Raw genomic sequence first — 13470 nt, 5'->3', positions numbered from 1 at the left:
CTTTAAGTTATTTAAGAATAAACTCGGCGATACACGATCACCACTTTAATGTCGTGTATCGCCGATATTGTATCATTTACTGCTTCACGATGACCTTTGCGCCTTGCTCGGCGCGATCATAGAGATCGATGATGTCCTGATTCATCAGGCGGATGCAGCCCGACGACATGGCCTTGCCGATGGTCCACCATTCCGGCGTCCCATGCAGGCGATAGCCGGTATCACCACCCTTGTTGAACAGATAGAGCGCACGCGCGCCGAGCGGGTTCTTGAGGCCCGGATCCATGCCATTGCGGAACTTTGCCAGTTCCGGCTGACGCTTGATCATTTCAGATGGCGGCGTCCAGGTCGGCCATTCGCGCTTCATGGCGACGCGGGCCGTGCCCGACCAGCCGAAGCCTTCGCGTCCGACGCCGATGCCATAGCGCATCGCCTTGCCGTCCGGCATGACGTAATACAGGAACTTCTCGGGGGTATCGACGATGATCGTGCCGGGGGCTTCATCGGTTTGATACTTCACGATCTGGCGACGATACTGCGATGGTATCTTTTCGCTCGGAATGGCCGGAACAACATAGCCAGCATCGGTAACCGACGAGTATGAGGCCGTGTAGAACGTTCCGCCGACAGTAGAGCAGCCAGCGAGTGCACCTGCCAGAAAAAGCGCCGTCGTCAGTTTAAGGACGCGAGAATTCATGCATTCCCCCAAGGTAGAATCTATTGTGCCGTCAAAAAGAGCGAATCGCCCATTCATGCTTGAAGATGCGGCAGTATTGTTAACTGTGCGTTAACCGTAAATTGAAAAATTCTTTATTAGGCCATTTTTTTGCCTTTTTTGGCCTTGTTTCACCCGCGAATACTCAACAAACGCCATAAAGAAGCGTACGTTTTCAGTTGTTTCGCCCTGCAACCGCACGCAAAATGCGGCCATGCCCATCGTGATTCCCAACCAGACCCATCCCCTGTCCGACGGACGGCAATCGGAAAACGCCATGCTTGTGCGCCGTGGCGTGCAGCGCCTGTTTCTGGATATGGGGCTTGCAACCTTGCCCGAACTGCCGCTCGCATCCGGCCGCCGCGCCGATCTGATTGCGGTCAGCCGCAAGGGTGAAATCTGGATTGTCGAGATCAAATCATCGATCGAGGACTGGAAGGCCGACCGCAAATGGCCGGACTATCGCGACTATTGCGACAGGCTGTTTTTCGCTACCCACCCGGCGGTACCGCGCGAGATATTTCCGGAGGAATGCGGCTTCATTCTCTCGGACGGCTATGGCGCAGAAATCCTGCGCGATGCGCCAGAACACAAGCTGGCAGGCGCCACACGCAAGGCGCTGATGCTCCGCTTTGCCCGCGCAGGCGCGGCGCGCCTGACCTATGCGGAGCTTTCCGGACTGGAAATGCCGGGCGGTGATTTTTAGACAAACAAAAGCGGGGAAACCGATGTGGTTTCCCCGCTTTCAAATGTTTGCTTTTGCCTGTTACTGCCGTGAACGGCTGCGGCTGATCGCGATGATTGCGATAAGCGAAATCAGCACCGTCACCAGCAGATAGGCGGCGACTGCATGCCAGCTGCCTTCATATTTGGCGAGCAGCCAGGTGGCGATCAGCGGAGCGGTACCGCCAGCCAAAGCGGCACCCAGCTGGTAGCCGAGCGTGATGCCGGTATAGCGCACCTTGGTGGCAAAGATTTCCGACGACAGCGTGCCCAGAACGGCAGTGATCGGCGACCAGAGAACGCCGAAGCTGATGACCGTTGCCAGGGTCAGGCCCCAGACGGTCTTTGTGTCGAGCAGCATGAAGTAGGGAATGATGAACAGACCAAGCAGCACGCAACCAACGACATAAACCGTCTTGCGACCCACATAATCGGAAACGAGACCCATGGTCGGGATCAGCACCGAAGCGACCAGCGCACCGATCATCACTGCGTTTAGCGCGGCGCTCTTGTCGAAGCCCAGTGTGCTCACGGCATAGCTCACCACAAAGGTGGAGAAGATATAGAACGGAGCGGTTTCCACGACCTTCAGGCCAGCGGCGATCAGCACTTCGCGCCAATGGTTCTGGAGCGTTTCAACAAGCGGCATCTTGGCGACATTGCCGCTTTCCTTCGCCTGCTTGAATTCCGGCGTTTCGTCGAGACCGTTACGGATCCACAAACCGAGGAAAACCAGACCGGCGCTCAGCACGAAGGGAACGCGCCAACCCCATGCCATGAAGGATTCATCCGGCAGGGTGACCATCAGGCTAACCGAAAGCGTGGCCAGCAACATGCCGATGGTCACACCAACCTGCGGAACGCTGCCGAAAAAGCCCTTGCGGTTGGCGGGCGCGTATTCATAAGCCAGCAGCAGAGCGCCGCCCCATTCGCCGCCGATGCCGAGACCCTGCACCATGCGCAGCAGGATCAGCAGGATGGGAGCCCATACGCCGATATGCTCATAGGTTGGCAGCAAGCCGATGAGAACGGTTGCGCCACCCATCAGCGACAGCGTGATGACCAGCGTCTTCTTGCGACCGATGCGATCACCGATATGCGCGAAAATCACGCCGCCGAGCGGACGGATGAAGAAAGTCAGCGAAAACGACAGGTAAGACAGCATCAACCCAACGACGGGGTCGAAATTGGGAAAGAACAGCTTGTTGAAAACAAGTGCGGCTGCGGTGCCGTAGAGAAAATAATCGAACCATTCGATAGAACTGCCAGTCAAACTGGCGATAAGCGCGCGCCGACGAGCGGCCGCGCTTGAAGATGCATCAATATGAGCAGTCATGTGTTGCCTTGAATGTTAGATAGCGCATTCGGGCGCAAGAGAATTGGGCCTGCGGCTCCAAAAGCGCAGTATTCTCCTCCGAATGGCCTTGGAGCGGCTTCAGACCCGCTCCAATTATTTGTTTTTGGAGCACATCTTATCCGAAAACCGTTTCACACTTTTCGGGATGTGCTCTAGTTGCCTTATTATTATAGATTTTTATATTCAACTTTAGATCAATCCCCTAGGAATTGCGCATAATATAGTGAAAATACCTTAAAATTCTCAGTAAATAAGAAAATCCAGTAAAACCATCTGGCTTTACTGGATCTTTCACTAAGTTAAGAAACTACTAAACTTTCAGTACAAGCCGCCAAAAGCCGGATTGCTTCCCGTCACGCTCAGCGCGGCGCGCGCTTGGCGAGAATACGCTGCAAGGTGCGGCGATGCATGTTGAGGCGGCGTGCAGTTTCAGAAACATTGCGCTCGCACATTTCGTAGACGCGCTGGATATGCTCCCAGCGGACACGATCAGCGGACATCGGGTTTTCCGGCGGCGCGACCTTCTCGCCCGGACGGCGGGTCAGAGCGGCGAACACCTCATCCGCATCAGCTGGTTTCGACAGATAATCGATGGCGCCGAGCTTCACCGCATTCACGGCGGTCGCGATATTGCCGTAACCGGTGAGGACGATGGCGCGCGTATCGGAACGGCGCAGGCGAATGGCTTCGATGACGTCGAGACCGTTGCCGTCTCCCAGCCGCATATCCACCACGGCATAGGCGGGTGCTGCTGCCTTGGCGGCGGTGATGCCTTCTTCAACCGATTCCGCTGTGGTCACCTGGAAGCCCCGGCTCTCCATGGCGCGGGCCAGACGTTGCAAGAAAGGTTTGTCGTCATCAACCAGAAGAAGGGTGGGGTCGTTGCCTATGGCTTCGCTGTCTTCCTGCTTCAAGTCGTCCATCGGGTGCTTCCTGCCTGTATTTTTGATCCCTTATTGATACCCCTGCGTCAAAAAGTCAAATAGCCATTGAATCGTTGAAGCAATTTCTACGGCCCTGAATTTCGCGCGAGACTATAAATCATTGTATTTGATTAATAATTCTAAAAGACAACACAAGAAGTTGAGCAAAAACAAATTTGAAAACAGGTTTTGGCTCATACCCTCGTGAAGGTTGAACGCGGCCAAACCACTTTGACTTCGGCCCCCTGCCCCGGATTGCTTCGATTACGGAAAGCAATCTGTGCGCCGGAACGCTCCAGCAAGGTTTTCGCGATGAACAGCCCGAGGCCAAGCCCGCCGCCATGGCGGGTGTTGTCGCGGCTGGTCATATAGGGCTCGCCAATGCGATCGAGGACTTCCGGCTTGAAGCCTTCGCCATCATCCTGAATGGTCACGCTGACCTGATTGTCCGTCCAACCCCAGGTGACGCTGACATTGCCGCGTGCGAAGTCGACCGCGTTTTCCACCAGATTGCCGAGACCATAAAGCAGGCCGGGATTGCGCCGCGTGACCGGCTCCGGCTTTGGCCCTTCCACTTTCTGCACATCAATGACCACACCGAAATTGCGATGCGGTGCAATCACTTCCTCGATCAGCGAGGACAACGGCAGACGCGACATGTGCTCCTCGTTTTCCGAGGACAAGCTGGTCAGCCGTTGCAGAATCTCGCGGCAGCGCTGCGTTTGCGAATGCAACAGCGCAATGTCTTCACCAAGACCCGTGTCGACCGGATTTTTGGCATAGGACCTCTGCATTTCCTTCACCACCAGCGCGATGGTGGCAAGTGGCGTTCCCAGCTCATGGGCGGCAGCGGCGGCGAGACCATCCAGAGCAGTCAGGTGCTGCTCACGCTGGAGAATGAGTTCCGCAGCGCTCAGTGCGTCGCCCAGCTGGCGCGCTTCTTCTGCAATGCGATAGGCATAGACGCCGGTAAAGCCCAGCGCCGATGTGATGGCGCACCAGATGCCGATCACAAACAGGAAAGGCAGGTTCAGCTCTTCGCCCGGATACCATGGCAGCGGTTCATGCCGGACCGAAAGCACAGACGTACACGCCACCACCAGCAAAGCCAGCGTCAGGGTATGCCGGGCCGAAAGCGAGGTAGCGGAAATGATGACCGGCACGATCATCAGGATGACGAAGGGGTTTTGCAGCCCGCCGGTGAGATAAAGCAGGCCCGCCAGTTGCAGAATATCGAAGGCCAGCACAAGGCTTGCCGCTTCCGGGTTCAGCCGATGATTGGTCGGGAAACGAAAGGCCAGATAGAGATTGAGCCAGGCCGAGCAGGCAATCAGCGCAAAACAAATGCCGACTGCAAACGGAAATTGCAGATAAAGCGCCACCAGCATGACGGCAGCGGTCTGCCCGGCGATGGCAAGCCAGCGCACGCGAACCAGCGTGGTCAATCGCGGACGACGCGAAAGATTGGAAGCGCGATTCTCGAATTCTGCGTGCATAGTCTGCTGTCCCTCTATCCCGCTCCTTATGGGGCAAGCGAAGACAGGAATGCAAGCGGAACTGCGTTATCCGGTCGCAGGCGGTTAATGCTTCGTTTTAGGTGCCACGCGGCTTTGCCCGGCGGGTTGCTTCCGCATTGGCCGGGTCTTCCGGCCAGACATGTTTTGGATAGCGCCCGCGCATATCGGACCGGACATCGGCCCATGATCCTTTCCAGAAACCCGGCAAATCGCGGGTGATCTGGATAGGGCGATGGGCTGGCGACAGCAGTTCCAGCAACAATGGCACCTTGCCATTGGCGATGGACGGATGCTGACCCAGACCGAACAATTCCTGCACGCGCACGCCAAGCACCGGCTCTTCGGCATCGTAGCGGATCGGAATATGTGAGCCGGTCGGCACAGTGAAATGCGTTGGCGCAAGTTGATCTACACTGCGCTGGAGGTCGAAGGGCACAAGGCTCATCAGACCATTTTTCAACACATGACCCGGAATGCGGTCGAGCTGCGCCTCGCCAGTCAGGAAGGGCAGCAGCCAGTCTTCCAGCGTCTCCAACAGATGCTCATCTTCCATGGACGGCCATGGATCGCCAAGCCCGCGATAAAGCCAGCCAAGACGGCGGCGCAGAATATCGGCTTCCTTGCCCCAGGGCAGAATGCCAAGCCCGTACTCGTGCACGGCGGCAATCACACCCTCATCGGCTGCATTTCCCGATGGTGCGGCCAACGGCTTTTCCGAAAGGGCGATAGCGCCGATGCGCACGGCTTCTCGCGCCCTGAGCGCGTTCTTTTCAGGATCGTAGACAACCTGACGGCCGCTCTCGATCCGGTCGCCAAGGGCAGACCGGATTTCCGCCTCCGAAACTTCGGCCGCCGAAAGAACCCGCGCGCGGCCTGCCTTGCCCGACATGTCCGCCACGACCAGCCAGGGCGCACGGCTGAGACTGATCGAACTATCCACTTCCCCGCCACGACCATTGGCCAGCAGAAACTGCCCGGTCTGGCCGCGCGCTCTGGCGATCCGGTCGGGATAGGCGTCGATCAACATGCGACCGATCCCTGATCCTGCGGGCGTACCCTGATTGGGCACATTGGCCGCAAGACGCTTTGCCAGCCCCTTGGCCCTTTGGGCGCGGTCAGAACGATCATTGCGAAAGCGCGAAAAACGCGTGTCGAGATCGGTTTCGTTGCCGCCAAGCCCACGCTCCGTCAAAAGCACGGCCAGTTCGGCAGCCTTTGAGGCTTCGCCACGCTTGCCCGCCTCGGCCACCATATGCGCAAGACGTGCGGGCAAAGCGAGCTGACGCATGGCTTCGCCGTCGGCGGTCAGACGCCCGGCCTCATCCAGCGCGCCAAGCCGCCGCAACAAGGTGCGGGCTTCGTTCAACGCCGGCTTCGGCGGTGCATCGAGAAAGGCAAGCGTCGTCGGATCGGTCACGCCCCACGCAGCGCTGTCGAGCACGAGGCCAGACAGATCGGCCTCCAGAATCTCGGGCGGCGAAAAAGCGGGCAGCGATGCCGTCTGTCCCTGATGCCAGAGACGAATGGCGATACCCGGCTCCGTTCGCCCGGCGCGGCCCGCCCGCTGATCGGCGCTCGCGCGGGATGTGCGCACGGTTTCCAGCCGCGTCAGGCCGGTGGCCGGTTCATATTTCGGCAGACGGGCGAGCCCGCTGTCGATCACCACGCGCACGCCGTCAATCGTGATGGAGGTTTCGGCAATCGAGGTCGCCAGAACCACCTTGCGCTTGCCTTCCGGTGCGGGCTTGATCGCCGCATCCTGATCGCGGCCTTCCATCGCGCCATAAAGCGGCGCAAGCATCACATGGGCTGGCACGCGATCTTCCAGAAGGCGAACCGTGCGTTCGATCTCGCCCTGCCCCGGCAGGAAAGCCAGAATACTGCCCGTCTCGTCGGCCAGCGCATCGCGAATGCTGCGCGCCATAGCATCTTCCACGCGTTCGTCGGCTTTTCGTTCCCGATAACGAATATCGACCGGGAAAGCCCGGCCCTCGCTTTCGATCACCGGCGCGTCGCCCAGAAGTGCCGCTACACGCGCACCGTCGAGCGTTGCCGACATGACCAGAATCTTCAGATCGTCGCGCAAGGCCGCCTGCACATCAAGCGCCAGCGCCAGCCCGAAATCCGCATCGAGACTGCGCTCGTGAAACTCGTCGAACAGCACCGCCGCCACGCCCTTGAGGTCAGGATCGTCAAGGATCATCCGTGCAAAGACACCCTCGGTGACGACGAGGATTTTCGTCTTGCCCGACACCTTGCTTTCCAGACGCATCCGGTAACCGACCGTTTCGCCCGGCTCCTCGCCCAGAAGCTGCGCCATGCGGCGCGCGGCAGCGCGGGCAGCAAGACGCCGCGGCTCCAGAAGCACGATCATGCCATCGCCGCGCCCATCGCCGCGCCATGTCGCATCCAGCATATGGATCGGCACCAGCGTCGTCTTGCCCGCGCCCGGCGGCGCAACAAGCACCGCGCTTGCATGGGCGTTCATCGCCGCATCCAATTGCGGTAGAATGCGTGTAACGGGAAGATCGGGCAGGCTCGTCAAATGAATTTCCATAAGATAATGCGTCAGTTCAGTGCTTATCACACAAGGAGCAGAGATGATCCATATCCGAAAATCTATTCCGGCTGATGCCCCGGCTCTCACGAAAATCTGGCGAGCCAGCGTACTGGCAACGCATGACTTTCTAAGCCGCGAGGATTTCAATGAACTCGAAAAGCTGGTCGGTGAACAATATCTGCCGAATGTGGAAGTCGATGTCATTGAAAACGATGGCAAGCCGGTCGGCTTCATGGGAATGACCGAGAACAATATCGACAGCTTGTTCATTTCGCCCGACCAGCGTGGCAAAGGCATTGGCAAATATATGATTGCGCACGCCAAACAACGTGGCGCACTGACCGTCGATGTGAACGAGCAAAATACCCAAGGCGTGGGCTTTTATCGCCATATGGGCTTTGTCGAGACAGGTCGCTCGGAAACCGATGATCAGGGACGCCCTTATCCGCTGCTGCATCTAAGGCTTGAGGCTTAAAATCCAGACCATACCGACTGCAGAGAAAACCATTCTTGCAAAAGCCAATTCCGGAGCAATTGACATACTCCCCCATAGTATATAGGTTCTCGCAAGATCGAGAGGTTTCATGCCGCATTCACCGGAAGATAAAAAGCGTGCGCTGACCCGCCTTCGCCGCATCCGTGGACAGGCGGAAGCGCTGGAACGCGCCGTGGAAGCGGGCACGGAATGTGCGGCGCTGCTGCAGCAGATTGCGGCTTTGCGCGGTGCGGCCAATGGCCTGATGGCGGAAGTTCTGGAAAGTCACTTCCGCGAGACATTCGGGCAGGCGCGTGAGACCATTGTGGGCGACGTTGCAACAGACCCGGATGCCGAGATCGATCAAATCATGCAAATTTTGCGCACCTATCTGAAATAGAGCGCCAAGTGTTTGTTTTTACGTATTTCCCTATGCAAAAGCCGTTTCGCACTTTTGCTGGAAATGCTCTATTGTTCAACTGGAAGGGAACATCGTCATGAAATCACGTGCAGCCGTTGCCTGGGAGGCAAAGAAGCCTCTCACCATCGAAACCGTCGAAATTGGCGGACCACGGGCTGGCGAAGTGCTGGTCGAAATCATGGCGACCGGCGTCTGCCACACCGACGCCTATACTCTGTCGGGCCTTGATTCCGAAGGCAAGTTCCCGGCCATTCTTGGCCATGAAGGTGCAGGCATCGTGCGCGAAGTCGGCGCTGGCGTGACCTCCGTCAAGCCGGGCGACCATGTCATTCCGCTTTACACGCCGGAATGCCGCCAGTGCAAAACCTGCCTGTCGCAGCGCTCGAACCTCTGCACCTCGATCCGCGCGACCCAGGGTCAGGGCCTGATGCCGGACAAGACCACGCGCTTCTCCTGCGATGGCGGCGAAGTGTTCCATTATATGGGCTGCTCGACCTTCTCGAACTTCACCGTTCTGCCGGAAATCGCGGTCGCCAAGGTGCGTGAAGACGCGCCATTCGACAAGATCTGCTATATCGGCTGCGGCGTCACCACCGGCATCGGTGCAGTGATCTATACGGCAAAGGTTCGTCCGGGTTCGAATGTCGTGGTGTTCGGCCTCGGCGGCATCGGCCTCAATGTCATTCAGGGCGCACGCATGGTCGGCGCGGACAAGATTATCGGCGTGGATATCAACCCGTCCAAGGTCGAAATGGCGAAGAAGTTCGGCATGACCGACTTCGTCAACCCGCGCGAAGTGGGCAATGACAAGGTGGTTCAGGCCATTCAGGACCTGACCGATGGCGGCGCGGACTATTCCTTCGACGCAACCGGCAACACCGATGTCATGCGTCAGGCACTGGAATGCTGCCATCGCGGCTGGGGTGAATCCATCATCATCGGCGTTGCCGAAGCTGGCAAGGAAATCGCCACGCGTCCGTTCCAGCTGGTCACGGGCCGCGTCTGGAAAGGCACCGCCTTCGGTGGCGCGCGCGGTCGCACCGATGTGCCGAAAATCGTCGACTGGTACATGGACGGCAAGATCAACATTGACGATCTGATCACACACACCATGCCGCTGGATGAAATCAACACGGCTTTCGACCTGATGCATGAAGGCAAGTCGATCCGTTCGGTGATTGTCTACTGATGAGCGAAAAGACGCTGATATCCCGCTGGGACGAGCTGGACGATTTTACCCCGCGTGCACTTTATGCGCTGCTGAAATTGCGCGTGGATATTTTCGTGGTGGAGCAGGAATGCCCCTATCCCGAAATCGACGGCAAGGACATTGGCGCTTTCCACCTGCGCATTCTTGACGGTGAAGAACTCGCAGCCGCATTACGGGTTCTCCCGCCGGAAAGCGAAGGCAAACCCGCCAAGATCGGGCGTGTGGTCGTGGCCCCGGATTATCGGGGCTACCAGCTCGGCCGAAGGCTGATGCAGGAAGCAATCGCCTTTTCGGAAGAGCGCTTTCCCGGCGTCTTCATCGAACTGGGCGGCCAGAGCCATTTGCAGAAATTCTATGGCTCGTTTGGTTTTGAAGCGATATCGGACGAATATCTGGAAGATGGCATCCCGCATGTCGACATGCGGCTGCAACCGCAAAGAAAGAGCAACTGATGTTCCTGCTGCGCCGCCATATGTCCTTCTATCTCGCGGCTATCGGCGGCGCGGCAGCCTTTATCGTCTCCTGGCTTCTGAAAAGCCCGCTTGCGCCAGTCATCGGCGCAAACACATTCTTCGTGCTTTATCTGGCGCTCACTTTGACGGTCATGCCGAAGCTCACGGCGGCATTTCTCAAAAAGCACGCGGCCAGCACCGATGAGCCGGCATGGATCATCTTTCTGGTGACTTTCGCAACTGTCATCGTGGCGGTTGTATCGCTGTTCATCGTGGTCAACAGACACCCGCAGGCCGACAGTTTCACGCTGGTGACCACGCTTGCATCGGTGCCGCTCGGCTGGGCAACCATTCACATGCTGACGGCCATTCACTACGCCCATGCCTATTGGCAGCCCCGTGATCCGGCTGGCGACGACAGCAGCCATGCCAGCCGCTATCGCGGCGGCTTCGACTTTCCCGGCACGCCGGAACCATCGGGTTGGGACTTCGCCTATTACGCCTATGTCATCGGCATGACCGCGCAAACATCCGATACGAGCGTCACCACCACCACCATGCGGCGGCTGACGCTGATGCACAGCGTGGTATCCTATTTCTTCAACACCATTCTCGTCGCGGCAGCGGTCAATGCCGCCGTAGCGCTCGGCAGCTGATGTTGCCCAATCCGCGCGCCAAATCAGGAACTGGAATTCTTATGACAACGACCCTGGAAACGATTTCGACTGCGAAGTGCTTTGGCGGAACGCAAGGCGTCTATCGGCACAAAAGCGAAACCACCCAGTGCGACATGACCTTTGCCGTCTTCCTGCCGCCACAGGCTGCAAACGGACCGGTGCCGGTGCTCTGGTATCTGTCCGGACTGACCTGCACACATCAAAACGTGATGGACAAAGGCGAATATCGGCAATTGGCCGCAGAACTGGGAATTGCCGTTATTTGCCCCGATACGAGCCCGCGCGGTGATGACGTTCCGGATGAGCCGGATAACTGGCAGTTCGGCAAAGGTGCAGGCTTTTACGTCGACGCGACGCAGGAGCCTTTCGCAAAGAATTACCAGATGTATAGCTATATCACGCAGGAACTGACCGAACTGGTTGCGGCTGAATTTCCGCTCGATATGGCGCGGCAGGCCATTACCGGCCATTCCATGGGCGGCCATGGGGCGCTGACGATTGCGCTGAAAAATCCCGACCGGTTCAAATCGGCCTCGGCTTTCGCACCCATCGTGCAGCCATCGACCGCCGGATGGTCGAAGCCAGCACTGGAAAAATATCTCGGGGCCGAAGAGCGCGCGTGGCGTCCCTATGACGCGTCACTGCTGATTGAGGACGGCTACAAATTTCCGGCGTTTCTCGTTGATCAGGGCACCGCAGACGGTTTCCTGAATGACGGCCTGCGCCCGTGGCTGCTGGAAGAAGCCTGCAAGAAGGCCGGCATTCCGCTCACGCTCAATATGCGCGAGGGCTACGATCATTCCTATTTCTTCATTTCGACATTCATGGACGACCATCTGCGCTGGCATGCAGCGCGTCTTTGACAATAAGGAAAAAGCCCGGCTTGGCCGGGCTTTTTGCTATCGCTTCATCACCTTCATGGGCAGACCGCCCTGCGGCTGCGTGGTGAGCTTTTGCACCGGCCACGGCTTTGTTGTCTCCAGCACATCGAAGCGATGACCATCGAGCAGGGTCGCCAGCGCGATCACCGCTTCCTGCAAGGCAAAGCTGGCCCCGATGCAGACACGCGCACCAGCCCCGAATGGCAGATACTGGAAACGGTCGAGCCGGTCGCGGTTTTCCGGCCAGAAACGCTGCGGCATGAAGGCATCCGGCTGATCCCAATAGAGCCGGTGACGATGGATCACCCATGGCATGACCAGAACGGTTGCGCCCTTCGGTATTTCCAGATCGCCATAGCGATCATTTTCCGCCGCCTCGCGATTGATCGATGGCGCAGGCGGATAAAGGCGCATCGCCTCTTCGAAAGCGGCGCGCGTGAAAGGCAGGCTGGCCAGCCACTCATGCGGCGGCAGATCGCGCCCGCCCTTTTCGAAGAAAGCGTCGATCTCCACTTCAACCCGTTCGCGTTCTTCGGGGGCCTTGGCGAGCAGATAAAGCGTCCAGCCAAGCGCCCGCGCTGTCGTTTCGTGGCCAGCGCCAATGAAGGTGATGATGTTGTCTTCGATCTCCGAGCGGCTAAGCCCCTCCGGTCCTTCGGCACGCAGAAGCAGCGTCAGGAAGTCGCTCGGCACTGCGTCGCCCTTATCCATACGCGCCTTGCGCATGGCAATCGTGTCCGAGACAAGCGCGCGGAAAAAGCCCAGCGACTGCTGGCCGCGCAAACGCGTGAGACGTGGCAACCAGTCGGGCAGTCCAAGCAAGTCAAAGGGATCGACGCGACCCATGGTTTCGAACAGCTTGTCGATCTGGCGCGCGAAATCATTGGGATCGCCCGCGATCTCGCCGGAAAACAGCGTTTCTGCCAGAATATCGTAGGTCAGGAGCGTCATGTCATGGGCGACGTCTGTGATCATGCCACTGGTCTTGTAGCGCTCCACAAACAGGCGCGAACGGTCGCGCATCGCTTCCGCAAAGCCGCCGATATGGCGCGGCGTGAAAACCGGCGCCATGGCTTTGCGCGAGCGCTTCCACACCTGGCCCTCAGCCGTCAGGAGACCGTCGCGCAGCAGCGGACGCAGCACGCGCTGGCGGATGGCGGACATGGGATAATTGGCGGCATTATCCACCAGCACGTGGCGGATCAATCCGGGATCGTTGGCGATGATGGTCTTGAGGCCGAACCAGCTGACGGAAATCCAGCGTTCATTGTAGGATGGCTCACCCCACAGCTCGAGCGGGTTCTTGTAAACCACGCGCATCATCTCGAAACGACCGACCGGCTTTTCGCGCGGGCGCGGCGCTGGCGGCACAAAGGGTTCAAGTGCTTCCCGCATCATCGTCGCAGTTTCCATCGGGCGCTCCAAATACCGTTGTTTTATGACATATAAGGGGTAATTGTGGCGCTTCCAGAAGCCGATCCGCAGTCCGTTTCGCGATATGCAGCAGAGATGCGCTCAAACGACCGGAATCCCCGGTAAATTTGCCCTGAAAATTTGGA

Annotated in this window: 13 protein-coding genes; 7 read left to right on the top strand and 6 right to left on the bottom strand. The window is 58.3% G+C overall.

All coding sequences use genetic code 11. The annotated features are described in order from the left end of the window. Positions 1 to 76 precede the first annotated feature (76 nt). A complete protein-coding gene (locus QBD01_RS02330; protein WP_078339653.1) occupies positions 77 to 697 on the bottom strand; it encodes a L,D-transpeptidase in 621 nt (206 codons plus the stop codon). 232 nt (positions 698 to 929) lie between these two features. On the opposite strand from QBD01_RS02330, the gene QBD01_RS02325 reads away from it, so the two are divergent. Next, on the top strand, positions 930 to 1421 hold the full coding sequence (locus QBD01_RS02325; RefSeq protein WP_280991448.1) for an MmcB family DNA repair protein: 492 nt from the start codon (positions 930 to 932) through the stop codon (positions 1419 to 1421). Positions 1422 to 1481: 60 nt separating this feature from the next. Here the strand turns inward: QBD01_RS02325 and QBD01_RS02320 are convergent, their stop codons facing one another. From QBD01_RS02320 to hrpB, 4 genes are all read right to left on the bottom strand, one after another. Beyond that, positions 1482 to 2774 (bottom strand): MFS transporter, encoded by a 1293-nt coding sequence (locus tag QBD01_RS02320; protein WP_078339655.1) that lies wholly within the window; start codon positions 2772 to 2774, stop codon positions 1482 to 1484. A 380-nt stretch (positions 2775 to 3154) separates the two neighbouring features. Continuing rightward, on the bottom strand, positions 3155 to 3718 hold the full coding sequence (gene regA / locus QBD01_RS02315; RefSeq protein WP_280991447.1) for a global response regulator transcription factor RegA: 564 nt from the start codon (positions 3716 to 3718) through the stop codon (positions 3155 to 3157). A 194-nt stretch (positions 3719 to 3912) separates the two neighbouring features. Beyond that, on the bottom strand, positions 3913 to 5214 hold the full coding sequence (locus tag QBD01_RS02310) for an ActS/PrrB/RegB family redox-sensitive histidine kinase (protein ID WP_280991446.1): 1302 nt from the start codon (positions 5212 to 5214) through the stop codon (positions 3913 to 3915). A gap of 97 nt (positions 5215 to 5311) precedes the next feature. Next, positions 5312 to 7780, bottom strand: a complete 2469-nt coding sequence (gene hrpB / locus QBD01_RS02305; RefSeq protein WP_280991445.1) for an ATP-dependent helicase HrpB — start codon at positions 7778 to 7780, stop codon at positions 5312 to 5314. 55 nt (positions 7781 to 7835) lie between these two features. Here hrpB and QBD01_RS02300 point away from each other — a divergent pair, with 55 nt between their 5' ends. The 6 genes from QBD01_RS02300 to fghA all read left to right on the top strand — a co-directional run bounded on the left by QBD01_RS02300 (position 7836) and on the right by fghA (position 11893). After that, entirely contained in the window at positions 7836 to 8270 is a 435-nt protein-coding gene (locus tag QBD01_RS02300; RefSeq protein ID WP_280991444.1) for an acetyltransferase, read from the top strand. A gap of 109 nt (positions 8271 to 8379) precedes the next feature. Beyond that, positions 8380 to 8670, top strand: a complete 291-nt coding sequence (locus QBD01_RS02295; protein ID WP_280991443.1) for a metal/formaldehyde-sensitive transcriptional repressor — start codon at positions 8380 to 8382, stop codon at positions 8668 to 8670. Positions 8671 to 8767: 97 nt separating this feature from the next. Beyond that, positions 8768 to 9880 carry an S-(hydroxymethyl)glutathione dehydrogenase/class III alcohol dehydrogenase gene (locus QBD01_RS02290; protein ID WP_078339660.1) on the top strand — a complete coding sequence of 371 codons (1113 nt, stop codon included), beginning with the start codon at positions 8768 to 8770 and terminating at the stop codon, positions 9878 to 9880. Next, positions 9880 to 10353, top strand: coding sequence for a GNAT family N-acetyltransferase (locus QBD01_RS02285; protein ID WP_280991442.1), 474 nt, complete (start codon positions 9880 to 9882; stop codon positions 10351 to 10353). Before QBD01_RS02290 ends, QBD01_RS02285 begins: the two co-directional genes overlap by 1 nt. After that, a complete protein-coding gene (locus tag QBD01_RS02280; RefSeq protein ID WP_078339662.1) occupies positions 10353 to 11009 on the top strand; it encodes a DUF1345 domain-containing protein in 657 nt (218 codons plus the stop codon). The genes QBD01_RS02285 and QBD01_RS02280 overlap by 1 nt, the downstream gene beginning before the upstream one ends. Before the next feature lie 53 nt (positions 11010 to 11062). Next, on the top strand, positions 11063 to 11893 hold the full coding sequence (gene fghA, locus QBD01_RS02275; protein ID WP_280992091.1) for an S-formylglutathione hydrolase: 831 nt from the start codon (positions 11063 to 11065) through the stop codon (positions 11891 to 11893). 36 nt (positions 11894 to 11929) lie between these two features. Here the strand turns inward: fghA and QBD01_RS02270 are convergent, their stop codons facing one another. Then, positions 11930 to 13324 carry a cytochrome P450 gene (locus QBD01_RS02270; protein WP_280991441.1) on the bottom strand — a complete coding sequence of 465 codons (1395 nt, stop codon included), beginning with the start codon at positions 13322 to 13324 and terminating at the stop codon, positions 11930 to 11932. Between the last annotated feature and the right edge of the window lie 146 nt (positions 13325 to 13470).

The sequence above is a fragment of the Ochrobactrum sp. 19YEA23 genome (assembly GCF_029909865.1).
GTDB lineage: Bacteria > Pseudomonadota > Alphaproteobacteria > Rhizobiales > Rhizobiaceae > Brucella > Brucella gambitense.
Note: the sequence above shows the minus strand (reverse complement) of the source record. Positions and strands in the feature narration are given on the sequence as shown.

What these genes read in the sequence shown, in the direction of transcription:
- QBD01_RS02330 (WP_078339653.1), bottom strand. Translation starts at nt 697, where the DNA reads ATGAATTCTCGCGTCCTTAAACTGACGACGGCGCTTTTTCTGGCAGGT.
- QBD01_RS02325 (WP_280991448.1), top strand. Translation starts at nt 930, where the DNA reads ATGCCCATCGTGATTCCCAACCAGACCCATCCCCTGTCCGACGGACGG.
- QBD01_RS02320 (WP_078339655.1), bottom strand. Translation starts at nt 2,774, where the DNA reads ATGACTGCTCATATTGATGCATCTTCAAGCGCGGCCGCTCGTCGGCGC.
- regA (WP_280991447.1), bottom strand. Translation starts at nt 3,718, where the DNA reads ATGGACGACTTGAAGCAGGAAGACAGCGAAGCCATAGGCAACGACCCC.
- QBD01_RS02310 (WP_280991446.1), bottom strand. Translation starts at nt 5,214, where the DNA reads ATGCACGCAGAATTCGAGAATCGCGCTTCCAATCTTTCGCGTCGTCCG.
- QBD01_RS02300 (WP_280991444.1), top strand. Translation starts at nt 7,836, where the DNA reads ATGATCCATATCCGAAAATCTATTCCGGCTGATGCCCCGGCTCTCACG.
- QBD01_RS02295 (WP_280991443.1), top strand. Translation starts at nt 8,380, where the DNA reads ATGCCGCATTCACCGGAAGATAAAAAGCGTGCGCTGACCCGCCTTCGC.
- QBD01_RS02290 (WP_078339660.1), top strand. Translation starts at nt 8,768, where the DNA reads ATGAAATCACGTGCAGCCGTTGCCTGGGAGGCAAAGAAGCCTCTCACC.
- QBD01_RS02285 (WP_280991442.1), top strand. Translation starts at nt 9,880, where the DNA reads ATGAGCGAAAAGACGCTGATATCCCGCTGGGACGAGCTGGACGATTTT.
- QBD01_RS02280 (WP_078339662.1), top strand. Translation starts at nt 10,353, where the DNA reads ATGTTCCTGCTGCGCCGCCATATGTCCTTCTATCTCGCGGCTATCGGC.
- QBD01_RS02270 (WP_280991441.1), bottom strand. Translation starts at nt 13,324, where the DNA reads ATGGAAACTGCGACGATGATGCGGGAAGCACTTGAACCCTTTGTGCCG.